At 52.8% G+C, this 22970-nt stretch carries 25 protein-coding genes; 7 read left to right on the top strand and 18 right to left on the bottom strand.

Features of this window, described 5'->3' with window-relative positions; translation table 11 throughout:
* Positions 1–179 precede the first annotated feature (179 nt).
* Positions 180–2036 (bottom strand): bifunctional glutathionylspermidine amidase/synthase, encoded by a 1857-nt coding sequence (gene gss, locus QEN32_RS03550; protein ID WP_000033690.1) that lies wholly within the window; start codon positions 2034–2036, stop codon positions 180–182.
* 226 nt (positions 2037–2262) lie between these two features.
* Between gss and yghU the strand changes: the two genes are divergently transcribed.
* On the top strand, positions 2263–3129 hold the full coding sequence (gene yghU / locus QEN32_RS03545; protein ID WP_000774852.1) for a glutathione-dependent disulfide-bond oxidoreductase: 867 nt from the start codon (positions 2263–2265) through the stop codon (positions 3127–3129).
* Between the two features lie 67 nt (positions 3130–3196).
* On the opposite strand, the gene QEN32_RS03540 is transcribed toward yghU, so the two are convergent.
* The 14 genes from QEN32_RS03540 to QEN32_RS03475 all read right to left on the bottom strand — a co-directional run bounded on the left by QEN32_RS03540 (position 3197) and on the right by QEN32_RS03475 (position 15175).
* The gene (locus QEN32_RS03540) at positions 3197–3907 is read right to left on the bottom strand and encodes a molybdate ABC transporter substrate-binding protein (RefSeq protein WP_265321937.1); all 711 of its coding nucleotides are present in this window, start codon (positions 3905–3907) and stop codon (positions 3197–3199) included.
* Positions 3907–4959: an ABC transporter substrate-binding protein gene (locus QEN32_RS03535; protein ID WP_080184798.1), complete on the bottom strand. Its 1053-nt coding sequence runs from the start codon at positions 4957–4959 to the stop codon at positions 3907–3909. The genes QEN32_RS03540 and QEN32_RS03535 overlap by 1 nt, the downstream gene beginning before the upstream one ends.
* Positions 4960–5034: 75 nt before the next feature.
* Positions 5035–5283 carry a hydrogenase maturation factor HybG gene (gene hybG, locus QEN32_RS03530; RefSeq protein WP_000334890.1) on the bottom strand — a complete coding sequence of 83 codons (249 nt, stop codon included), beginning with the start codon at positions 5281–5283 and terminating at the stop codon, positions 5035–5037.
* Between the two features lie 27 nt (positions 5284–5310).
* The gene (gene hypA, locus QEN32_RS03525) at positions 5311–5652 is read right to left on the bottom strand and encodes a hydrogenase maturation nickel metallochaperone HypA (RefSeq protein ID WP_000544945.1); all 342 of its coding nucleotides are present in this window, start codon (positions 5650–5652) and stop codon (positions 5311–5313) included.
* A complete protein-coding gene (hybE, locus tag QEN32_RS03520; RefSeq protein ID WP_000004951.1) occupies positions 5645–6133 on the bottom strand; it encodes a hydrogenase-2 assembly chaperone in 489 nt (162 codons plus the stop codon). The genes hypA and hybE overlap by 8 nt, the downstream gene beginning before the upstream one ends.
* Positions 6126–6620: a HyaD/HybD family hydrogenase maturation endopeptidase gene (locus tag QEN32_RS03515; protein WP_001221960.1), complete on the bottom strand. Its 495-nt coding sequence runs from the start codon at positions 6618–6620 to the stop codon at positions 6126–6128. The genes hybE and QEN32_RS03515 overlap by 8 nt, the downstream gene beginning before the upstream one ends.
* The gene (gene hybC / locus QEN32_RS03510; protein WP_000083044.1) at positions 6620–8323 is read right to left on the bottom strand and encodes a hydrogenase 2 large subunit; all 1704 of its coding nucleotides are present in this window, start codon (positions 8321–8323) and stop codon (positions 6620–6622) included. Before hybC ends, QEN32_RS03515 begins: the two co-directional genes overlap by 1 nt.
* Positions 8320–9498 carry a Ni/Fe-hydrogenase cytochrome b subunit gene (hybB, locus tag QEN32_RS03505; protein WP_000017678.1) on the bottom strand — a complete coding sequence of 393 codons (1179 nt, stop codon included), beginning with the start codon at positions 9496–9498 and terminating at the stop codon, positions 8320–8322. Before hybB ends, hybC begins: the two co-directional genes overlap by 4 nt.
* Positions 9488–10474 (bottom strand): hydrogenase 2 operon protein HybA, encoded by a 987-nt coding sequence (gene hybA / locus QEN32_RS03500; protein WP_001081721.1) that lies wholly within the window; start codon positions 10472–10474, stop codon positions 9488–9490. Before hybA ends, hybB begins: the two co-directional genes overlap by 11 nt.
* A gap of 2 nt (positions 10475–10476) precedes the next feature.
* Positions 10477–11595: a hydrogenase 2 small subunit gene (gene hybO / locus QEN32_RS03495; RefSeq protein WP_000145429.1), complete on the bottom strand. Its 1119-nt coding sequence runs from the start codon at positions 11593–11595 to the stop codon at positions 10477–10479.
* 189 nt (positions 11596–11784) lie between these two features.
* Complete coding sequence (locus QEN32_RS03490) at positions 11785–12072, bottom strand: DUF2623 family protein (RefSeq protein ID WP_001059119.1); 288 nt, start codon at positions 12070–12072, stop codon at positions 11785–11787.
* An 84-nt stretch (positions 12073–12156) separates the two neighbouring features.
* Entirely contained in the window at positions 12157–13800 is a 1644-nt protein-coding gene (locus QEN32_RS03485; RefSeq protein WP_001238434.1) for a methyl-accepting chemotaxis protein, read from the bottom strand.
* 306 nt (positions 13801–14106) lie between these two features.
* Positions 14107–14601, bottom strand: a complete 495-nt coding sequence (locus QEN32_RS03480) for a TIGR00645 family protein (protein ID WP_000439335.1) — start codon at positions 14599–14601, stop codon at positions 14107–14109.
* Positions 14602–14671: 70 nt separating this feature from the next.
* Complete coding sequence (locus tag QEN32_RS03475) at positions 14672–15175, bottom strand: hypothetical protein (protein WP_001534190.1); 504 nt, start codon at positions 15173–15175, stop codon at positions 14672–14674.
* A gap of 103 nt (positions 15176–15278) precedes the next feature.
* On the opposite strand from QEN32_RS03475, the gene QEN32_RS03470 reads away from it, so the two are divergent.
* The 3 genes from QEN32_RS03470 to QEN32_RS03460 all read left to right on the top strand — a co-directional run bounded on the left by QEN32_RS03470 (position 15279) and on the right by QEN32_RS03460 (position 17088).
* Positions 15279–15689, top strand: a complete 411-nt coding sequence (locus QEN32_RS03470) for a hypothetical protein (RefSeq protein ID WP_000936446.1) — start codon at positions 15279–15281, stop codon at positions 15687–15689.
* The gene (locus tag QEN32_RS03465; RefSeq protein ID WP_000665657.1) at positions 15676–16080 is read left to right on the top strand and encodes a hypothetical protein; all 405 of its coding nucleotides are present in this window, start codon (positions 15676–15678) and stop codon (positions 16078–16080) included. The genes QEN32_RS03470 and QEN32_RS03465 overlap by 14 nt, the downstream gene beginning before the upstream one ends.
* A gap of 123 nt (positions 16081–16203) precedes the next feature.
* On the top strand, positions 16204–17088 hold the full coding sequence (locus QEN32_RS03460) for an SDR family oxidoreductase (RefSeq protein WP_000019032.1): 885 nt from the start codon (positions 16204–16206) through the stop codon (positions 17086–17088).
* 112 nt (positions 17089–17200) lie between these two features.
* Here the strand turns inward: QEN32_RS03460 and exbD are convergent, their stop codons facing one another.
* Positions 17201–17626: a TonB system transport protein ExbD gene (gene exbD, locus QEN32_RS03455; RefSeq protein ID WP_023233772.1), complete on the bottom strand. Its 426-nt coding sequence runs from the start codon at positions 17624–17626 to the stop codon at positions 17201–17203.
* A 6-nt stretch (positions 17627–17632) separates the two neighbouring features.
* On the bottom strand, positions 17633–18367 hold the full coding sequence (gene exbB / locus QEN32_RS03450; protein WP_000527859.1) for a tol-pal system-associated acyl-CoA thioesterase: 735 nt from the start codon (positions 18365–18367) through the stop codon (positions 17633–17635).
* 251 nt (positions 18368–18618) lie between these two features.
* Here exbB and metC point away from each other — a divergent pair, with 251 nt between their 5' ends.
* Both metC and yghB read left to right on the top strand, forming a co-directional pair.
* The gene (metC, locus tag QEN32_RS03445) at positions 18619–19806 is read left to right on the top strand and encodes a cystathionine beta-lyase (RefSeq protein ID WP_000130270.1); all 1188 of its coding nucleotides are present in this window, start codon (positions 18619–18621) and stop codon (positions 19804–19806) included.
* Between the two features lie 139 nt (positions 19807–19945).
* Positions 19946–20605 carry a DedA family general envelope maintenance protein YghB gene (gene yghB / locus QEN32_RS03440; RefSeq protein WP_000268444.1) on the top strand — a complete coding sequence of 220 codons (660 nt, stop codon included), beginning with the start codon at positions 19946–19948 and terminating at the stop codon, positions 20603–20605.
* 63 nt (positions 20606–20668) lie between these two features.
* Here yghB and QEN32_RS03435 read toward each other — a convergent pair whose 3' ends face one another.
* Complete coding sequence (locus QEN32_RS03435; protein ID WP_001078198.1) at positions 20669–21568, bottom strand: AraC family transcriptional regulator; 900 nt, start codon at positions 21566–21568, stop codon at positions 20669–20671.
* A gap of 192 nt (positions 21569–21760) precedes the next feature.
* On the opposite strand from QEN32_RS03435, the gene yqhD reads away from it, so the two are divergent.
* Complete coding sequence (gene yqhD, locus QEN32_RS03430) at positions 21761–22924, top strand: alcohol dehydrogenase (RefSeq protein WP_080232039.1); 1164 nt, start codon at positions 21761–21763, stop codon at positions 22922–22924.
* Positions 22925–22970 lie beyond the last annotated feature (46 nt).

The following is a 22970-nucleotide window of genomic DNA, read 5'->3' as shown; positions in this document are numbered from 1 at the left end:
TCAGGAAACGGATGCGCCAACGCGGCGAGCGTCACCGCCTGTGTCAGAAAAGTTAAGAATAATTTGTGATATTATTTCTCATATGTTACCAGTAAATGGCAGGCTGATAGCCGTTCGCTGGTAAACACAACAGGCGGGATATCGGCACACACGCCGATATCCCGACGAGAATGCCCCCGTTACGCTTTGATGACGATTAACGGTTCAATATCGCTCTCTTTTTTAATGACTAATGAATCATCGCCGCGCAGGCACGTACCGCCGTAGTTACCGCCCACGGTAAACGTACAGACCTGAATATACTTCCCGGCGACCTTCGGCAGGCACCACAACTGCTGATAGATATTTTTCTGCGTGGCGAACTTGCCGCTGGTTTTATCCAGGAGCTCTTCCTGATGGCTCACCAAATCAATATTACTACCGCAACGTCCGGCAATCGGTTTTACCGCATAGCCGGTCTGCACCAGCTCATCGTTAACGGTAAAATCCGTGTCGAGCAAATAGCGATGATGCGGGAAGAGCGACCACAGGATGGGCAGGATCGCTTTGTTACCCGGGATCACCGTCCACAGCGGTTCAAACACCAACACTTCCGGGCGCAGTAATACATCAATCAGCCGGACTTCATTTTCCGGGTGCCCGGTACGAATAGGCACTGCGGCATACTCCGTCTCGCTGACTTCGCGTATCTGCTCCATCGCCGTTTCCCACGCCCAGGTTTTCCAGACACAATTCACCAGCCGTCCGTCGCCATCGATCAACTGCCCGGCGTCATCCCAGCGCAACTCGCCCAGCCCGCGGAGAATTTTGCTCGCGAAACCGGCCTGATGCAGCGCCTGCTGCATAAACTGCGCGTGATAGTCCTCCTCGATATCATCATCCTGCATGATATGGACGAAAGGACGCGCTTTACTGTGTTTCCAGGCGCCTGCCAGCTCGTTAATTAAGCCCTCCGCCGGGTTATGCCCTTTACCGGTATAGCCCTGCTCAGCCCATTTTTCGAGAATTAATCCCGCTTCGGTATGGCATGATGCGGAATCGGCATTGTATTCATAGACTTTCAGCCCGCGTTCATCCATGCAGAAATCCATACGACCGGTGATCATATGGTGACGACGGCGCTGCCAGGAGAGACGCAGGCGCGGCCAAAGAATTTTGGGGATATCGAATAGCGCCAGCAGATTATCGTCTTTTAAAACTTTGTCCGTGGCGTGCAGGTACATCAAATGCAACTCATTGGTCGCTTTGATAAGCTCCTGTTCAGCGCTCTCGGTGATGGTAAAATACTGGTACGGGTCCTGATTGATAACGTGCCCGTTCGCCTGTACATAGGCTTTTTGTAACGGATCGCGCTCATCCAGCCACTGACCGTCAAACTGACCTTTCTCTGGCAGTCTTGCGCCGCGAATCGCCAGCGACTGATTCGCGATGTCAGGCTGTGACAAACTGTATTGCGTGTCGTCGGTCTGGATCATCCAGCCTAAAATCGTCGTGTCATCAAAGGTGTCGCGCAGGGTGTAACACCCGTTTTCTACGACCATTTCCAGTTCGCGAGTCCACTGCTGCCCTGGCGGCAATGGCGTGTGGATAACGTTTTGCTCAGCAATACGAATTTTGTTATCCAGGAGTTGGGTGATAATCGCGACGTGCCCGGTTTCGTTAAACTCGCCGCCCTTTTGCCAGATGAGCAGCGCCCCAGCCTCCGGCGCGCGCGGCGAACCGTTCGGGAAGGCCTGCAAAGGCAAAATATTGTCATTCACCACCTCGCGCAGAAAACGTAGCGAGAAGATTTCCCAGGCCATGCCGACGTCAGTAAAAACAACGCCATAATTCAGAAAGAGAAAACGGCGGGCAAATTCCACGCACTGCCATTTATGCCCCATGTATTCATCGTCGATGTAGCTACGAAAAGCTGCGTCGTCGTCGTCCCACGGATCGAGGGAATTGTAATCTGAAGAGTAGATCGCTACGCCGCCGGGGGCGTAACCCAATAATGTCCCGAAGGGGGCATCCTGACTGGTGGTTCCTTTGCTCATGCACTTACCTCAAAACAAGACCGCCTGAGCAGCCTGGCGTGATTTCGCTCTGATTGTCTGCTCTGTGACACTAACCGGACAGAGGTCGACATAATCATACACCTCAATAAGGCACACTGAGGCCAGAAGGTTAAAATTTCACTCGCCGGAATGTCCCAATCGGTTAAATGTCCGACTAGCAAGCTGCTACACTGCTTCAACACCACCACTGTGAAGGCAGGTCAATATGGCAGATAATACTTATCAACCCGCAAAAGTCTGGACGTGGGATAAATCCGGCGGCGGCGCGTTCGCTAACATTAATCGCCCGGTTTCCGGCCCGACGCACGACAAAACGCTGCCCGTCGGCAAACATCCGTTACAGCTTTATTCGCTGGGGACGCCTAACGGCCAGAAAGTGACCATTATGCTGGAAGAACTCCTGGCGCTGGGCGTGACCGGCGCCGAATATGACGCCTGGTTGATTCGCATCGGCGAGGGCGATCAGTTCTCCAGCGGCTTTGTTGACATCAATCCGAACTCAAAAATTCCGGCGCTGCGCGATAACTCACACAACCCGCCGATTCGGGTTTTTGAGTCGGGCGCAATTCTTGTTTATCTGGCGGATAAGTTTGGCCATTTCCTGCCGCAGGATCTGGCTAAGCGCACAGAAACCCTTAACTGGTTGTTCTGGCTACAGGGCGCGGCGCCGTTCCTCGGTGGCGGTTTCGGTCATTTCTATCATTATGCGCCGGTAAAAATTGAGTACGCCATTAATCGCTTCACCATGGAAGCCAAGCGTCTGCTGGACGTGCTGGATAAGCAGTTAGCTCACCACCCGTATGTCGCGGGAGAAGAGTACACTATTGCCGATATGGCCATCTGGCCGTGGTTCGGCAACGTGGTGCTGGGGAATGTCTATGATGCAGCGGAGTTTCTGGATGCCGGAAGTTATCAAAACGTACAACGCTGGGCGAAACAGGTAGCCGAACGTCCGGCGGTAAAGCGGGGGCGCATTGTCAACCGGACCAACGGCCCATTGAACGAACAGCTTCACGAACGCCATGACGCCAGCGACTTCGAAAACCATACCGAAGATAAACGTCAAAGTTAAACCATAATGCCGGATGAGGTAGTAATGTCGTCATCCGGCATGGTATTCCCTGCTGACGCTTCGCTTATCAGTTCTGCGAGTGTGTCATATTCGCCGCTTCACTAAACCCATGTTGCATGAGAATCAACCTCGCCCGTGCTGATAGTAAAAAGTCGGCAAGCGTTTTTCCCTGCTCGCTCAGGCAGGCAAAGCCATATTCAGCCACGGGATTATAAGGTTCCGGGATATCAACCACTCGCAGCGAATTAACCTGCCGTAGCCTGGGAGCATAGCTGGCATAGCCGATAAAGATATCGGTGTAATCATGATTGATGAGCCATTCCGCCGCCAGCCGGCCCGCCGGTAACGGCAAAGTCTGTCTGCCGCCAACCAGCGCTACCGCGCGTTTTCGGACCGCTTCGCCCTCCTTGCCCATCCGCGAAAAAAGCTGCTGCGTATAATCGCCGGAAGGATCGCAACCTGCTGTTGAGGTGCCGATCCGCAGATCCCGCCGGGTTAATAGCGACAGCCAGTCCTCGCCTTCACGCATCGCCTGTGCCCGCACGCTCAGACACAAACGGTTCGTCGTAAAAGGCGCGACCCGCAGCGCCCGCCCGCTTTCCAGCAGCGCCTGCGGATGCGCCAGGTTCGCCGAAGCAAAAAAGTCGCACGCTTCGCCCGCTTCGATGCGTTCACGTAACAGCCCCGCCGGACCGAAATCACATACCGCATCCGCCTGAAATGCCGCCATTAGTTGCGGCCAGACGACGCGCAAGCTCCCCGCAGCCAGTATTCGCATTACTGTACACCCTGATAGTCAGTACGGTAAAAACGTTGATACCAGTCGTTAGCGGCCTTTTGCATGTCAATATCGTGGAATTTTTCCGGATAGAGTTTTTTCGCCATCCACAGTTCGCCGATTCCCACCGCCTCCGGCATCGGATATCCCCAGGCTTTGGCATAATCCGGCATCAGGTAAACCCGATGATGCTTCACCGCGTCAATGACCTGCCACTGGGGATTGTGCAGGATCTCATTGACGACCTTTGGATAGCGATTCTGGACAAAGATTACCTGTGGATCCCAGGCGATCACCTGCTCCATTGTCACCTGCTTAAAGCCTTTCACCGAGGATGCCGCTACATTCAGCGCCCCCGCATGGGCCATCATCAGACCGGTGTATTTACCGGAACCGTAGGTGGTCAGCTCCGGATTCGCCATATAGGCGCGAACTCGCTCATTTTCAGGAACCGACTGCAAACGGTCGCTGACCATCTTGCGACCTTTATCCATCGCCTCAATCAGCGCTTTCGCCTCCTGCGGTTTATTGACGATATCGCCAATCAGCGTTATTCCTTCACGCAGCCCACGATTATAAGCCTGCTCGTCATCGGCCAGGGTCGGGTTCATTTTAGCCTGCTCGCCAGCAACATCATGGCGCAGCGAAATCGCCACCACCGGAATGCCAAGACGGCTGATCTTGTCGATCATCTCCTGCGGAGCGTAATTCGTGACAAACACCACCTGCGGGCGCAGCGCCACCAGTTTTTCAGGATCAACGTGCGTTAGATCGCCCAGCGAGGCTTTTTGCGCCAGTTCCGGCGCCAGACGCGCATAGCCGTCGCCTAATTGCTGTTTCCAGTTCGCCATGACCCCAACGATTTTGTCAGTGGCATTCATCTGTACAAGGAGATTGAGCGTTTGATGCTGGAGCACCACCACTCTGTCGACGGTGTCGGGAACCGTGACCTGGCGGCCAAGTTGATCGGTAAAAGTACGCGCCGCCTGTGACATTAACGGCCAGCAAAAAAGCAACGCCAGCAGAGAGAGCTGGCGCAAAAATTTATTCATAGGTTTCGCCTCACAATCGATATATAAATAATTATACAACGATTATAGAGCGATATAATAGAGGTGATTAAGGGATCACGCGCTGGTGATGTCGTACTCCATGCGGCGCAGCGCATCTAACGTGGCTTTCGCTTCGTCTTCATCAATGATGCTCATCGCAAAACCAACGTGTACCAATACCCATTGCCCTATCAGCTCGGCTGGCTTACCTTCACAAATCAGAGCAATATTGACATCACGTTTGATGCCACACACTTCCACCTGCGCAAGCTGGTGAATATCATCTCCGACGGCCAGCACCTGACCGGGGACGCCAATACACATAATTAACCACCTGAAATAAAATGCGGGTTATTCGACCTCAATACTTTTTACTTTCAACGAATCGCCGGTATCCACCCGCAGGCGATCGCCATGACAATGCGGACATTGCGCGTCATGCCTGAGAATTTCCACCACCTGACTGCAATCCCAGCACCAGGCCTGGGCCGGTCTGTAGTCGATGTGCAATTCGCACCCTTGCGCTAAAGTCCCCTGGCAGGCGATGTCAAAGCTGAAACGAACCGCGCGCTCTTCAACGCACGAAAGCGCGCCTATCTCCAGCCATACGCCGGTGACGCGCGCCACGCCGTGCTGTTCTGCCTGCTGCTGAATAATTTCAACGGCGCTTTGGCAAAGAGACAGCTCATGCATTCTCACAGCTCCGACGGCCAAACAGCAACGCACGCCGGCTTGTCTGCGGCGCATCAGGATTGCTTACCGGCAGGGATAACAGCATCCGCGCGCAGTCATCCGCCAGCCGGACGCCCTCTTCCGGCGACAGGCTACGGGAAAGCGGCGACATCAACGAGCAGGCAAGATATTGCGAAACGCCTTCCAGTTCACCAACGGTAAAGGTCATCGTGCCATAAGGCAGTTGCAGACCGAGTTTTTCACCGACGGTACGCCCGGGCCAGATCTGGTCCGGGCCAGGGAAGATTAATGCGCTTAACATCCACGGCGTAATGACCGTGCCCGTCCATTGTCCTTCAAACAACGTAAAATCAGAGACATGCACCGGCATAGTCGGATGCAGAAACGAAAGATCGTGCATCGAACGATGGGCTATCTCTTCAAATGCCGCCTGAACCCGGGCGACGGGCGCCGTGTCGAATCCGGAAAACGTTTCAGACATGCGCCGTCTCCTTAGGAATTGCTTCGACGCCGGATTCACGCAGCGCAGCAAGAACCTGCTCAAGCGCAGGTTCAATCATCGCCTCGACGGTTGGCGTTAAGCCGATGTGCGGTTCCAGCGACTGTGGAATAACGCCGACCAGGGTCAGTTTCTTCGGAAACTCGCCGGTAAAGCGGAGGGCCGACAATACGTCGGCCAGTCCAAGCTGATGGGGGGAGATTTTGTTGGTGAACAGCGCCGGAACTTCATCGTCGCGCAGTACCATAATGGTTCCCGGCGCGTTCTTTTTCGACACGATGGCGTCGGCAATGATCAAATGATCCCGATTCGCCATATCGCCAAGAAGTTCCATTCCCGCCGTACCGCCATCCAGAATCTCAACGAAATCCGGCAGGGTGTATCGTTGCTCTAACGCTTCAACAATACGCACCCCGATGGCTTCATCGGTCAGCAAAATATTGCCGACCCCTAAGACTAATATCCGCATTACAAAACCTTCACCGAGACCACTTCATTGCCATCGGCGTCCACCACGTGCACCGCGCACGCCATGCAAGGGTCGAAGGAGTGGATGGTACGTACCACTTCCAGCGGCTTCGCCGGATCGGCGATCGGCGTACCGACCAGCGACTGTTCGTACGGCCCCACGTCATCGTTGAAGTTACGCGGACCTGAGTTCCAGGTCGATGGCACCACTGCCTGATAGTTACTGATAATACCGTCTTTAATCACCATCCAGTGAGACAGCATACCGCGCGGCGCCTCCAGGAAGCCCACGCCTTTGAACTCGCCCGTCGCCGGAATGTTCGGCTTCACAAACGTGGTGTAATCGCCTTTGCCGATATTTACAATCAGCGCGTTGTATTGATCCTGCAATATGTTTTGCAGTTCACAACAGTGAACGGTACGCCCGATGATACGACCCAGCGTAGAGTGAAGTTGCGCCATTTCCAGCGTTTTGCCGGTCAGCTTCTGATAAAGCGCAATGATTTCATTGAGCTTGGTCTGGGTGGATTCACGACCTGCAGCCAGTTTACACAGCATGTTCGCCAGCGGCCCGACTTCGACGGTTTTGCCGTAGAATGTCGGCGACTTGACCCATGAGTATTTACCGTCATCCGACCAACCGTCGTAAGCCGGGATCGTAGTGCCTTCCCACGGCGCCTGCGGCGCTTCATCTTTGTACCAGGCGTGCTTCGCGCTCTCCTGAATACCTTTAATCAGGAATTCGTCGGAGTGAGAGGTGATCGGACGGTATGTCGACAGATCGGCATTGGTAATGTAACCGCCCGGGAACAGGAAACTGCCGTTTTTACCGTCGGTCGGGAATTCCGGCGCGCTCAGGTAGTTCACCGCGCCTTTGCCGCGCTCCAGCCATTCCGGATAGTAGGCCGCGATGACTGCGGTATCCACTTTATACACCTGCTCGACAAAATCGCTCAGCTTATCGATAAACGATTTGATGTACATCAGGCGTTCAAGGTTCAACGTACCGATACTGTCGAGATTGATCGGGTTCGCCACCCCACCGACCGCCAGGTTCTGGATATGCGGCGATTTACCGCCCAGCAACGCCACCACGCGGTTAGCGTCACGCTGACATTCCAGCGCCTGCAGATAGTGGGCGACCGCAATCAGGTTGACCTCCGGCGGTAACTGCATTGCCGGGTGCCCCCAGTAGCCATTGGCGAAAATACCTAACTGACCGCTGGCGACAAGATCCTTGATCTTGTTCTGAACTTTCGTGAACTCTTGCGCGCTGTTCAGGTGCCAGCTCGACACGCCATCCAGCATCGCGGAGGCTTTTTCCGGATCGGCTTTCAACGCAGAGGTAATGTCCACCCAGTCCAGCGCAGAGAGCTGGTAGAAATGGACAATGTGGTCATGGGTGGTATGCGCCGCCAGAATAATATTACGGATATACTGCGCGTTGACGGGAACATCAATATTCAGCGCGCTTTCTGCCGCACGAACGGAAGAGATCGCGTGAGTTGTCGTACAAACGCCGCAAATACGCTGCACAATCATCCACGCATCGCGCGGATCGCGGTTCTTCACAATCTCTTCCATACCGCGCCACATGGTGCCGGACGCCCATGCTTTGGATACGACGCCGTTCTCAATTTCGCAGTCAATGCGTAAATGACCCTCAATACGGGTTACCGGATCAATAGTAATTCTCTGGCTCATGCTTTGCTCGCCTCATGACGATTATGATCGTTTTGTTTTAAAGGAGGAAGTATCGGCAGTAGACGAATGAGTACGATGTATGCACAAATCTCAATAGCCACAAAACCAATAGAAATCAACAATTCTTCCCAGGTTGGGAAGTAGTGGTAGCCGCCACCCGGGTTGAATGCCACCAGCGAATAGGTCAGACGCCACGTCGCGCAACCCAACAGCGCGCTCAGCGCCGACAGGTACAGCATACGAGAGTCATTACGCAGTTTCGCCACACGCAGCACCACTAACGGGAAGACCATCAGGACGACTTCAATCCAGAACATAGCGGAGTAAAAATCGCCGGCAAACGCATAGGACAGCTTGTCGCGATAAATCAGTTCGCCAAAGCGCAGGACGACGAAAATCGCCAGCAGCACGCTGATGGTATTCGTCAGCTTAACAAACAAATTTTTCTCATCCGGACCGTTTCCTTTCAGGCCTGCCTGAACCAGCGAACCCTCAAATATGACAATAGAGAAGCCCATGATAAACGCGGTCAGAACCGAGAACAGCGGCAGCATTTCATAGCTTTGCCATAGCGGATGCACTTTATAGCCCGCCGAGATCATCAATGACCCCATTGAGGACTGGTGCATCGTCGGCAGCAGCGCGCCCAGCGCGATAATAAAGAACATCACCTTATTCAGACGCTTGAGCGACACTTTCCAGCCCAGACGTTCAAACAGGGCAGGCGCAAACTCCAGCGCCATCACGCCGATGTAGATTGTCATACAGACCGCCGTCTCAAACAGTACCGAGTTCACGTTGAAGTGACCTGGAATGTAGAAGTACGGCAGGTTCCAGTAACGACCGACGTCGATAGTGATCGACAGGCCGCCCAGCGAGTAACCAAACAAGCTTGCCAGCAACGCCGGGCGCACCAACGGATGGTATTGCCCACGGTTAAAGACATACACCGCCCATGCCAACGCCCAACCGCCGCAGGCAAAGCCGGTGCCGATCAACAGGTCAAAGGCAATCCAGACGCCCCACGGGAAACCGCCGTTCAGGTCGGAAACGGAGCCCAACCCGAAGACCAGACGCTTCACGATAAGGAGCATACACAGGACGATTAACGGTCCAAAAATAATGACCGGTTTACTGATGATTTTTCCGCCCAGCGGTTTTGGATCATGACTCATGATCGTCTCCTCCATCGTGATGGTCGTTTTTGCTATTACGACGAACCAGCACGGTTAAGCCCGCCAGCGCAGCCAGGGGTAGTATCATGCCTTTATAAAGCGTGTGTTGAACATGCTCGGAGCGCGCTCCGGTTGAAAGGTCATCCAGCTTCGGCAGATCCAGATCTTCATAAGGAACGCCTGTCAGCACCAGCACCTGAGTACCACCGCCCTCTTTTTCACCGTAGAGGTGTGGGTAGTATTTAGGCACCGTGTGCAGATAGGTGTCGTCCGTTTTCAACGTCTGGCGCGGATAGTGATATTCACTGCCTGGTTTGAGGGCCAGACGTTTTTTCGCTTCCGCCATCAGCTCTTCACGAGTACCGAAAATGACGGCCCCTGCCGGACAAACTTCCACACACCCAGGCAAACCGCCTTTATCCAGACGCTCAACGCCTTTCTGGTTACACAACTCACACTTGTGAAGCGCGCCAAACGGGTTGTTGTAGTCGTACTTAGGTACGTTGTACGGGCAGGCAACCATACAGTAACGGCAGCCGGTGCAGACATCTTTGTCATAGTGGACGATGCCGGTTTTCGGATCTTTTTTCAACGCCGACACCGGGCAAACGGAAACGCAGTTAGGATCGACGCAGTGCATACACTGTTTCTTGATGTAGGCATAGCCGTTCTCTTCCTGATCTTTGTTCACGCCCGTACCGCTACGCCATACCTGAATAATGTTATTGGTATACGGCGACAGCTTGTCGTTGTTCGACCAGGTCTGCTCCCCTTCCGGGTTACGCGCCGGGAAGTTGATATCCTGACACTTTGTGACGCAGGCCTGACAGCCCACGCACAGAGTGGAGTCATACAGCATACCCAGCGAACCTGGAATCGGCGGACGGTTTTCTGCAGCCGCATGGCTGACAGACGGCGCGGCGCCCAACAGCAATGCTCCACCGGAGGCTGCTTTAATAAAGTCACGTCTGTTCACGGTTATTCTCCCCGTGAGTCAGCGTTATCTTTCTTTTGCTGACGCCCCAGTTCACGTACCGCCATCACGCTGACGCCGGCAACCAGACCGACTACGCCGCCAAGCAGACCGACAGCGCCCGCAGAGATATTGCCGCCTTCTTTCATATTGACGTCAGGTTTCTCTGAACGCGGAGTTTGGTTTTCGACATGAGCAAGCTGGTGAATGCCCTTATGGAAGCCGATACCTTCTTCGTTACAGCCATAGCAAGGATGGCCGATCGCCACCGGCCAGACGCCGCCAACGTCACAGAACTGTAACGTAGAACAGTTGCCCCAGGTTTCCGGCCCTTTACAGCCAAGATGGTAGAGACACCAGCCCTGACGGTGGCCTTCGTCGCCAAATTCTTTGGCAAAACGGCCTGCGTCGAAGTGTGGACGACGTTCGCAATGCTCATGAATCAGACGGCCATAGGCAAAGGTTGGACGATTTTTCGCATCCAGCTTCGGCGGCGTGCCGTAAGTGATGATATGCGCGACGGTCGCCAGGAAGTTATGCGGGTTTGGCGGACAACCTGGAATATTGATAACCGTTTTGCCCGGTAAGACTTCCTGCAGACTGACAGCGCCGGTTGGGTTTACGCCAGCCGCAGCAACGCCGCCCCATGCCGAGCAGGAACCGATAGCGATAATCGCGGCTGCGCCGTCAGCGGCTTTGCGGATGTGATCCACGATCGGCTCGCCGGCAACCATGCAGTAGATACCGTTATCTTTTAGTGGGATAGAACCATCCACCACCAGAACATATTGCCCTTTATACTTCTCCAGAGCGTTATGTTTGTTTTCTTCGACCTGGTGACCGAATGCGGCGGAAAGCACCTCGTGGTATTCCAGAGAGATAGTCTCCAGAACGAGGTTTTCAACGGTTGGGTGTGTAGCACGAAGCAGTGATTCGGTACAACCGGTACACTCCTGAGCGCCAATCCAGATAACGGGCGGACGCTGTGGATTGGATACCGATTCTGCCATTTCTGCGGCGGCTTTGCTACTGAGCCCCATAGTAGCGGCCAGTGCTGCACAAAGCTTCATGAAATCACGACGGTTAATGCCGTGAGAAGTGATGAGAGTATTATCTCCAGTCATTTTATAGTTATTCCGTTACGAAGACCTGGCTTTTATTTTGCACTGTTCGCGAAGAAGTTATTGCGATCGGTACGCCATTTACCACACTTTTTTTATGGTTATGTGCGCCATAATACTTCGACGGAACAGTAAAACGAAGGGAAGAGGCGATAGTGTAATTAATTAAAGCAAGATAATACCCCTGTTGGATCAACCTTCGAGTCGATAACCGGCCATAAAGAAGCGAACCGCCATCCCGGAATGATTCTCTTTAAAGAAATCCATCACCATTTCTTTATCCAGACCATAGCGACGCGTCAGAATTCCGGCCTCCCACGCGCTAAGTTGACGATCGCCGGTCTTTTCGAACATACGGTGTGTAAAACCCAATACAAAGCCACGTTTATACTCAGAACAGAAATTCACCGCATGATGCGCGCTATATGCATATGGCGCGTGCAACCCAGCCATTAACCCTTTCCCAAAATGATTATTCATCTGACCTCCTTAGTCGCTATATAATAAATTATATAGCGACTAGTTAAATGAAGGCCAGCGCATTACGCGCTTTTTTGCTTCACATCAGAAGGAAACCCATTCATCAGTAGACTGTGCGGGAGCCGACGCCATTCTCTGAACGCCAGGCGCCGCTTTCGCCGTTACGCGTTGTTGCGGCTCACTAGCGGAAAGCCGGAACTGCTGTACGGAGCGTTGCAAATCCTCCGTCTGCCGTTCCAGCGCCGCCGCCGCCGCGGAAACCTGCTCAACCAGCGCGGCGTTTTGTTGCGTAACGCTATCCATTTGCGTAATCGCCACGCCAACCTGAGAAATACCTTTACTCTGTTCTTCGGAGGCGGACGCGATCTGTTTCATAATCGTCGTCACTTCCGTGACGCCGCGCAGGATGGCGTCCATCGTTGCGCCGGTCTCCTGGACCAACTGCGCGCCCTGCGCTACGCGACGTACCGATTCGCCAATTAAGGCTTCAATTTCTTTCGCCGCCCCCGCGCTGCGGCTGGCCAGGTTACGTACCTCACCGGCGACCACCGCGAAGCCGCGTCCCTGCTCGCCCGCTCTGGCCGCTTCTACCGCTGCGTTCAAGGCCAGAATATTGGTCTGGAAAGCAATACTATTAATCACGGTAGTAATTTCGGCGATCTGCTGCGAACTGGCGGAAATACCGTTCATTGTTTCTACCACATCGGAAACCAGTTCACCGCCTTTTCCTGCCGTTAGCGAGGCGGCATCCGCAAGCTGACTCGCCTGGCGGGCGTGTTCGGCGTTCATTTTCACCGTTGCGGTAAGCTGTTCCATGCTGGCGGCAGTTTCTTCCAGCGCGGCGGCCTGTTCTTCCGTTCGGGAAGAGAGATCGTTATTACCGGTAGAAATTTCCGTCGCGCCGCGCCAGATATTGTCGCTTCCGGCGCGGATCGTACTCACGGCTTCGCGTAAACTGTCCTGCATCGCGCGCAGTAGCGGCACCAACCGGCCTACGCAGTTACGCCCCAACGCTTCAATCGGCTGGCTAAGATCGCCTTGCGCGATGCGCTGAAATTGCTGACGGATGCGCTCCAGCGGTTTCACCATCATTGCAACCAGATAGCGATCGGTAAAAATCAGGATAGCAATGCCCAGAATCACCGCCGTGATAAGCAGGATGCGGATGGTATAGGTTTTACCATCGACCATCACACGTGTGTTATCCAGCATGGCGCCAGCTTCATGACTAAACCGTTCCGCGCTGGCGCCGAACGCGCGACTGAGTGCGGGCGTGACCGTACTGGCATGTTCGCTCCAGGCGGTTAGCGATCCTTGCTGCGCCAGTTGCATTTGAGGAACGACGCCTTTCTCCAGCAAGGCCTGCCAGTTGGACAAGACCTCCCTTGAGATATCAGGGTTCATCGGCCCTGGCGATAGCGCTTTCATCTCCTCCAGCTTCTGACGCATATTCTCGAGCGACTGCCGGGCGGGCGCAAAATCGGGCGTGCCGCCGCCGATTTTTACATCCATCGCGCGGCTAAGGCGGGTAACAAAGCGGAAATATTGATCGTTACCCTGGCTTAGCACCGTCATTTGCCGCACAAGATGCCGGTCAATATCATTTCCTTCCGAAACTTCGGATAAAGCATGGACGCTGTATAACCCCACCCCCGACCAGAGTAGACAAAAAAGTCCCAGTATCGTCAGCATGACCATACGAATAGTAAAGTTTTGCAGCAAACGCATATGAATTTCCTTGCTGAATATAAGAGATTAGTCATCTGATGATGACGCACTCTCGTTATCGGCAAGGCGCGGAGAATATATAATGCATTCTCCATTTTTTTACAGTTATCGCCGTTTACGTACCCGCAGATGTTATATATCTGTGAACGCAGAGAAAATCTTTTAGTCTTATTACTGGGTAAATGAATAGATGTAGTAAAAATATTGCGTAAGGCTGCAGGGAGACGGTTATCCGCCGTTAAAGAAGCGCTGTTTTACAGCCGGGCTCAGCATCCTTTGCCCGACTGCCCCGCCGTGGACGGCGGCTCAATGGTTATGTCGCGTCAATCTGTCCAGATAGCCCATCACGAACGCCGACAGGACAAAGGTCAGATGGATGATGACATACCACATTAATTTGTTATCCGGGACGTTTTTCGCATCCATAAACACGCGTAACAGGTGAATGGAAGAGATAGCGACTATCGATGCCGCCACCTTATTTTTTAGCGAAGTCGCATCCATTTTCCCCAGCCAGTTCAGCTTCTCCTTGCCCGCAGAGATATCCAGCTGAGAGACAAAGTTTTCATACCCGGAGAACATGACCATTACCAGCAATCCGCCAACCAGCGTCATATCAACCAGCGATAACAGCACCAGAATCAGATCGGCCTCCGCCAGGGCAAAAACGTTCGGCAGAACGTGTAGAATTTCCTGGAAAAATTTTAGCGCTAAAGCGATCAGCGCCAAAGAGAGGCCAAAATACACCGGCGCGAGCAGCCAGCGAGACGCATACATTACATTTTCAAGAAAGCGTTCCATAGGGACCTGTCAGGTAACTAAAACCAGCAACAGTATATCTCAACCATGCAACATCAGATCAACATGCCAGTTAAATCTCATCCGGTTTAACCTGTGGGCGCTGATATTCCGGCCATACCAGCGCGACCAACGCCGGGTAGGCTTCAAGACTGAACTCACGAAAACACTGGCGTAAATTAAGGACGTCCAAATCCGAATACGGCACCTTTTCTCCGTTCAGACAACGCTTCTTAATATTGTCGTAATACTTATAAACGGCAGAGTTAAGGTCGCTGCAACGACGCTGTGCGTCAAATAATCCTGGCGTTTCATTCAACTCAGTCATTGTCATTCGTTTTATCGTTGCATGAAGGAAATCGATATATTCATGGTTAACGCGCCAGTACCATACCGGCGTTATCGAATTCATTAATACTGAGAAATGATCTTCGCCCTCTTCCTTTGTCATGGGTTCAGTTTGATTTAAATTTACGACTTTTCCACCAGGACGTTTTTTATTAACCTCCCACATCAGGAAGAGTATCGCGCCGGTCAGTAATAGCAATATAATAACAGAATAAAAAATACTGTTCATAGCAGGCTCCATTTTTTTTGATTTTAAAATTACACCATGTTATTGTCAACGAAACCTACACTATTAAAAATAGTATACCACTGATCGTAAAGGATATTTAGTCATGCTTCCTGAGCATCTGGTTTCCTCTCATTTTCGCCTGTCATCGCCGCCCCCTGAAGCCACAGAAAACAGTAAAAATTTGCCTAAGGGAAAGACAAAACTCAGCGATTACGAGCCCGATATTTTAATTAGCGCTAACGCTGCCGGGCAACACAGAAACGTATTATTTGAAGAACGCGACCGTCATATTAAAGAACGTCTGTATTGTGTGGCTAAAATTGAAACGTTTGCCCGCCTGATAAACGCACTACAGGCAGAAGGCGATATTGATGCCCAAACGCTAAGTAAAATACTGGCGGATAAAACCGCAATGATAAATGAAAAAGGCAATGCCATTTGGCTTAATTTAATCACTCGCGAAACCAATATGCCGCTATTTTATTCACTGGAAGATAAAGATGAAAGAAGTTGAAGACAATAACGTTTATTTGGCTTTAGACAACCATAAAAGTGATGAATTTATCTTAAAGCAAAATCTTGCAGCGCTAATCGCCAGTAAAAATGCCACCCTGGAAAAGGTAACGCAGGAGGTGGTATCCATACCGGCGGCGTTAGTACGCCTGAAGTGGCAAAACCGACGGGAGATGTATGCGTTACAGGTCAAAGAGGAGATTTATGGCGCGACCATCAATGCCATTATCGAGCAGCATCCTGAATTACGAGACAAAATTATGTCTCGTCTTGAAAGTGACTGGCAGCATCTGCTGGCTCGCGAGACGGCAACCTTACGTCTGACGCGTAAGCTTTCCGATGGCGACTACCGGACGCGCAACGTCACCACCGTCGCACGGCAAGAAAAATAACCTTCATGGCTAGTTAACTCTGTTGTGAATACGGGCGAAGCATAAGGATCGTTCTGATTCTCCCTCTTACGGTAGTAAAAGTGTCTACGCTTAAAGGGTGTTCAACCTGAAGGGAGAAGCTCAATGTCTCATCTATACGACCCTACCACGCAGTATTACACCGGCGAGTATCCTAAGCAAAAACAGCCGGCGCCCGGCGTCCAGGCGAAAATGACGCCTGTTCCTGACTGTGGTGAAAAAAGTTATGTCGGCAGTGGTCGCCTTAAAGATCGTAAGGCGCTGGTGACAGGGGGCGACTCCGGGATTGGGCGCGCTGCCGCTATCGCTTACGCGCGTGAAGGCGCAGATGTCGCGATCAACTATCTGCCAGCGGAAGAAGAGGACGCCCAGCAGGTTAAAGCGCTGATTGAGGAGTGCGGCCGTAAAGCGGTGTTATTGCCAGGCGATCTTAGCGACGAATCTTTCGCCCGTTCGCTGGTCCATAAGGCGCGTGAAGCGCTAGGCGGGCTGGACATTCTGGCGCTGGTGGCCGGTAAACAGACGGCAATCCCGGAGATAAAAGATCTGACCAGCGAGCAATTTCAGCAAACCTTCGCCGTTAACGTTTTTGCCCTGTTCTGGATAACCCAGGAAGCGATTCCGCTGCTGCCAAAAGGCGCCAGTATTATCACGACGTCGTCTATCCAGGCGTATCAGCCCAGTCCGCACCTGCTGGATTATGCGGCAACCAAGGCGGCAATCCTCAATTACAGCCGTGGCCTGGCGAAACAGGTGGCGGAAAAAGGAATCCGTGTGAATATTGTCGCGCCTGGTCCTATCTGGACAGCGCTGCAAATTTCCGGCGGTCAAACCCAGGATAAAATTCCGCAGTTTGGTCAGCAGACGCCAATGAAGCGGGCCGGCCAACCGGCAGAGCTGGCGCCGGTGTATGTCTATCTGGCAAGCCAGGAATCCAGTTACGTTACCGCAGAAGTGCACGGCGTGTGCGGCGGGGAACATTTAGGCTAACGCATGAAGTCGATTACGATGGCGCACTTCTGTTACGCAAGGCGCCATCTTAGGCAATAAAAAAGCCGGGTGGCGACTTCGCCTTACCCGGCCTACAGCATCAGCAGAATACTTATTTCGCTTTCGCGGTCTCTTCGCCGACCAGACCAATCTTGAGATAGCCCGCCTGATGCAGCATATCCATCACTTTCATCAGGGTTTCATACTCTACGGTTTTATCCGCGCGGAAGAAAATCGTAGTATCCTTTTTCCCTTCCGTCAGGGCCGTTAGCTCGGCAATCATCGTATCATCCGTCACCGGATCGTTACCGATAAACATGCTGTTATCCGCTTTCACCGACAGATAAACCGGTTTTTCCGGACGCGGCTGTGGCGTACTGGTAGAAGCGGGCAGATTCACCTTGACGTCCACCGTCGCCAGCGGCGCAGCCACCATAAAGATAATCAGCAGAACCAACATGACATCGATAAACGGCGTCACGTTGATTTCATGCATTTCGCCGTTGTCATCCAGGTTCTCGTTAAGACGCATTGCCATGACGCATTACCCTACCCGTAATTTCTGCGCGGCGCGTACCGGCTGCGCACTGGCGCTCGCATTCAGATCGAGATCGCGGCTTTGCAGCAGCAATACCTGCGCCGCCACGTCGCCCAGCGTTGCTTTGTAACTGCCTATCTGACGTGCGAAGATGTTGTAAATGACGACCGCCGGGATCGCGGCTACCAGCCCAATCGCCGTCGCCAGCAGCGCTTCCGCAATACCAGGAGCAACCACCGCCAGGTTGGTGGTCTGCGTTTGCGCAATACCGATGAAGCTATTCATAATGCCCCATACGGTGCCAAACAACCCGACGAAGGGGGAAATGGCGCCGATCGTCGCCAGATAACCGTTGCCTCGTCCCATGTAGCGGCCAACTGCCGCGACGCGACGTTCCAGACGGAAGCCGGTACGTTCTTTAATCCCTTCGTTATCTTCGCTGCCCTGAGAGAGTTCCAGTTCATTCTGCGCTTCATTGATGAGCTGTGCGCTGAGGCTTTTTGCGCTGAAACCTGCCGCAATGTCGGAAGCCTGATCTAAAGAGCGCGCATCGGCTAATTGCAGTTGTTCGCGCTTTAAGCGGCGCTTTTGAGTGAAAAATTCAACGCTTTTACTGAAGAAGATAGCCCAGGTGACGACTGACGCCAGAATCAGACCAATCATCACGCACTTCACGACAATATCGGCGTGCTGATACATACCCCAGACGGAGAGATCCGTCTGCATCAAATTATTACCCACTCTGTATCTCCAGGACGCAAATCACAAAATCTGAGCATAATAATATCAAAACGGCGTCGAATTGATAGTCGTTCTCATTACTATTTACATACTGCCGCACCTTTACTGCTTTTTCTTTGCGCTTACGCATTAAAAAAGCCACCTGTTTTTATTTTGGCAAAATTTTCATCTGTATCACACGTCGCCAGGGTGCAGATGGTTATATTCATGCTAGTTTAGACATCCAGACGGTTAAAATCAGGAAACGCAACATGACGGATAAACAGTTGGATACCAAACTGGTAAACGCAGGACGCAGCAAAAAATACACGCTTGGCTCAGTGAATAGTGTGATTCAACGCGCTTCTTCACTGGTGTTTGACACCGTCGAGGCCAAAAAACACGCTACCCGCAATCGCGCCAACGGCGAATTATTTTACGGACGCCGGGGAACGCTGACTCACTTTTCGCTCCAGGAAGCCATGTGTGAACTGGAAGGCGGCGCCGGATGCGCGCTCTTCCCGTGCGGCGCGGCGGCGGTCGCCAACACCATTCTGGCATTCGTTGAGCAGGGCGACCACATCCTGATGACCAACACAGCCTATGAACCCAGCCAGGATTTCTGCAGCAAAATTCTCGGCAAACTGGGCGTGACGACAAGCTGGTTCGACCCGCTCATTGGCGCTGATATCACGCAACATATTCAGCCGAACACGAAAGTCGTTTTTCTGGAATCCCCCGGTTCTATTACCATGGAAGTACATGATATTCCGACCATTGTCAGTGCGGTCAGACGCGTCGCGCCAGAAGCCGTCATCATGATTGATAATACCTGGGCGGCTGGCGTTCTGTTCAAAGCTCTGGAATTCGATATTGATATCTCTATCCAGGCGGGCACTAAATATCTGATTGGTCATTCTGATGCGATGGTCGGGACTGCCGTTGCAAATGCGCGCTGCTGGGAACAATTGCGGGAAAACGCCTATCTGATGGGGCAAATGCTCGACGCCGACACGGCTTATATGACCAGCCGCGGTCTGCGCACGCTCGGCGTCCGACTGCGCCAGCATCAAGAAAGCAGCCTCAAAATCGCCGCATGGCTGGCGAACCATCCTCAGGTCGCACGCGTTAATCATCCGGCCCTGCCGGGTAGCAAAGGTCATGCGTTCTGGAAACGAGACTTTACAGGCAGCAGCGGCCTGTTCTCCTTTGTGCTCAATAAAAAGCTGACCGAGGCAGAATTATCAGCCTATCTGGATAACTTTTCGCTGTTCAGTATGGCCTACTCCTGGGGAGGCTACGAATCGCTGATTATTGCTAATCAGCCGGAACAGATCGCCGCGATTCGTCCCGCAGGTGGCGTAGATTTTACCGGTACGCTGGTCCGGGTGCATATTGGTTTAGAGAGTGTTGATGATTTGATCGCTGATTTAGCCGCCGGCTTCGCCAGAATTGTGTAAAGTTGCCGGGGATGGACATATATGCAGACAATTTCCGTGGAAAAGTCTGCGTTTGTTGCGTCCGGGATCAAGGCATCCCGGACGATTCAGGAGTACAATAGGCGAATAAAAGCATAAATGCTGTTCCACAGGAAAGTTCATGGCTGTCATTCAAGATATTATCGCTGCGCTCTGGCAACATGATTTTGCCGCGCTGGCGAATCCACACGTTGTTAGCGTCGTCTACTTTGTCATGTTCGCCACGCTATTTTTAGAAAACGGTCTGCTGCCAGCGTCATTCTTACCTGGCGATAGTCTGCTGCTACTGGCAGGCGCGTTGATCGCCCAGGATGTGATGCATTTTTTGCCGACGATTGGCATTCTCACCACCGCGGCCAGTCTCGGCTGCTGGCTAAGTTATATCCAGGGACGCTGGCTCGGTAATACGCGTACCGTCAAAGGCTGGCTGGCGCAGCTTCCGGCAAAATATCATCAGCGCGCCACCTGCATGTTTGACCGCCACGGTTTGTTAGCGTTACTTGCCGGGCGCTTTCTGGCGTTTGTCCGCACTCTGCTGCCAACAATGGCGGGTATTTCCGGCCTGTCCAACCGCCGGTTTCAGTTTTTTAACTGGTTAAGCGGCCTGCTGTGGGTGACTGTCGTGACCAGCTTCGGCTACGCGCTCAGTATGATCCCGTTTGTTAAGCGCCATGAAGACCAGGTAATGACATTTTTAATGATCCTTCCCGTCGCGCTACTGGTCGCCGGACTGTTAGGTACGCTGGTCGTGGTGATTAAAAAGAAATACTGTAACGCCTGACGTATCCATAATCGGCCAGGATGGCCCGGTTACGCTTCGTTGACCCGTGGCGGGATGCCCCACTTAGCTCCCTTGCATTGTCCGCATTCTTGCCGCATCTTCGCCCGGCGTAACGCCAAAATAACGTTTAAACTCCCGGCTAAACTGCGATGCGCTCTCATAGCCGACCCGCATCGCCGCGGCGCTGGCCTTCATACCGTCGTGAATCATCATCATCCGCGCTTTATGCAGTCGGTAGCTTTTTAAATACTGCAACGGCGAGGTGCTGGTGACCGCCTTAAAATTATGGTGAAACGCCGACACGCTCATGTTCGCTTCTGCCGCCAGTTGCTCAACATTCAGGTTCTCGGTGTATTTCATTTCGATCTGTTTAAGTACGCGACTGATCAGGCTAAAGTGCGTCTGGCGACTAACCAGCGCAAGCAGCGCCCCGCCGCGCGGCCCCATCAGCACATGATAAAGAATTTCGCGAATAATCTGTTTTCCCAGAATCCGCGCATCCAGCGGGCGCTCCATCACATCCAGCAATCTTTCCACCGCACATAAAATCTCGTCCGACAGCGTGGCGGAGTTAATCCCACTGGCCGCCATCGGCAACTGGAAACGCTCATCTTCGCCAATGTCCATGAGCAACTCTTGCAGTTGCAGCACATCAATATCGAGCCGAATACCGGCCAGCGGTACCTCCGGCGTTGCCCAGGTCTCGCATTCAAAAGGGAGCGGCACGGTCAGTAAGAGATATTCATTAGCGTCATAACGAAACTTGCGCTTGTTAATATAGCCAATTTTATGGCCGGAAAAGAGAAATATGATGCCAGGCTGATACATGACCGGCGTGCGCGGCCCCGGTTCAACACCATACAACAGACGAATGCCCGCCAGCCGCTCGCTGATTATTTTATCATTATTTTTTAAATGATTAATTTTATCCGCCAACTGTAAGCAAATTGCTTCACGATTCATAACGCGCCATTTTTTCATCAAATCCACTCCGCTGGATTGTGCGCATTTTTAGCGATTTTCTCCAGCATTCTGGAGAAATAGGCAAAACATTGGCAGAAATGTGCATTGAGAGACATCCCTCACAAGACCACAATGATGACCATCAGGCAGACAGCCGCCTGCCCTCTTTTTACCCACATAAGGGAATGAGCAATGAACAATTTCAAATTACATACCCCTACCCGCATTCTGTTTGGTAAAGGCGCTATCGTCGATCTTCGCGATCAGATCCCGCAGGACGCCCGCGTGCTGATTACCTATGGCGGCGGTAGCGTGAAAAAGACCGGCGTACTGGCGCAAGTTCAGGAAGCGTTAAAAGGACTGGATGTTCGGGAGTTTGGCGGTATTGAACCGAACCCGTCCTATGAAACGCTGATGAAGGCCGTGCAGCTTGTGCGCGACGAAAATATTACCTTCCTGCTGGCCGTTGGCGGCGGTTCCGTACTGGACGGCACCAAATTTATCGCCGCAGCGGCGCAGTATACGGACGGCGTCGATCCGTGGCACATTCTGGAAACCGGCGGTACTGAGATTCGTAGCGCAATCCCGATGGGGTCTGTGCTAACCCTACCGGCAACCGGCTCAGAATCGAACGCCGGCGCAGTCATTTCCCGTAAAACCACTGGCGACAAACAGGCCTTCCACTCCTCGTTCGTGCAACCGGTGTTTGCCGTACTGGATCCGGTCTACACCTATACATTGCCGCCACGCCAGGTTGCGAACGGCGTCGTGGATGCTTTCGTCCATACCGTTGAGCAGTACGTCACTTACCCGGTTAACGGCAAAATTCAGGATCGTTTCGCCGAAGGCATTTTACTCACACTGATCGAAGAAGGTCCCAAAGCGCTGCAAGAGCCTGAAAACTATGACGTCCGCGCTAACGTGATGTGGGCCGCTACTCAGGCGTTAAATGGCCTGATTGGCGCTGGTGTTCCGCAGGACTGGGCGACGCATATGCTGGGCCACGAGCTTACCGCGATGCACGGTCTCGATCATGCCCAGACGCTGGCTATCATTCTGCCTGCGCTATGGAACGAAAAACGAGACGTTAAACGTGCAAAACTCCTGCAATATGCTGAACGTGTATGGAATATCACCGACGGCTCCGACGACGAGCGTATTGATGCCGCCATTGCCGCCACCCGCCGTTTCTTTGAACAGATGGGCGTGCCTACCCACTTGTCCGATTACGGTCTGGATGGCAGCACTATTCCGGCGCTACTGGATAAACTTGAGGCGCATGGATGCACAAATTTAGGTGAAAATCAGGATATTACGCTGGATGTCAGCCGTCGGATTTATGAAGCGGCGCGCTAAGGTTTTTTCGCCTCTGACTTTCGTTTTTGGCCATTTCGTCCAGACT

The organism is Salmonella sp. SA14318 (genome assembly GCF_029866905.1).
Lineage (GTDB): Bacteria > Pseudomonadota > Gammaproteobacteria > Enterobacterales > Enterobacteriaceae > Salmonella > Salmonella enterica.
The sequence above is the reverse complement of the archived record's forward strand: the minus strand, read 5'-3'. Positions and strand labels throughout refer to the sequence as shown.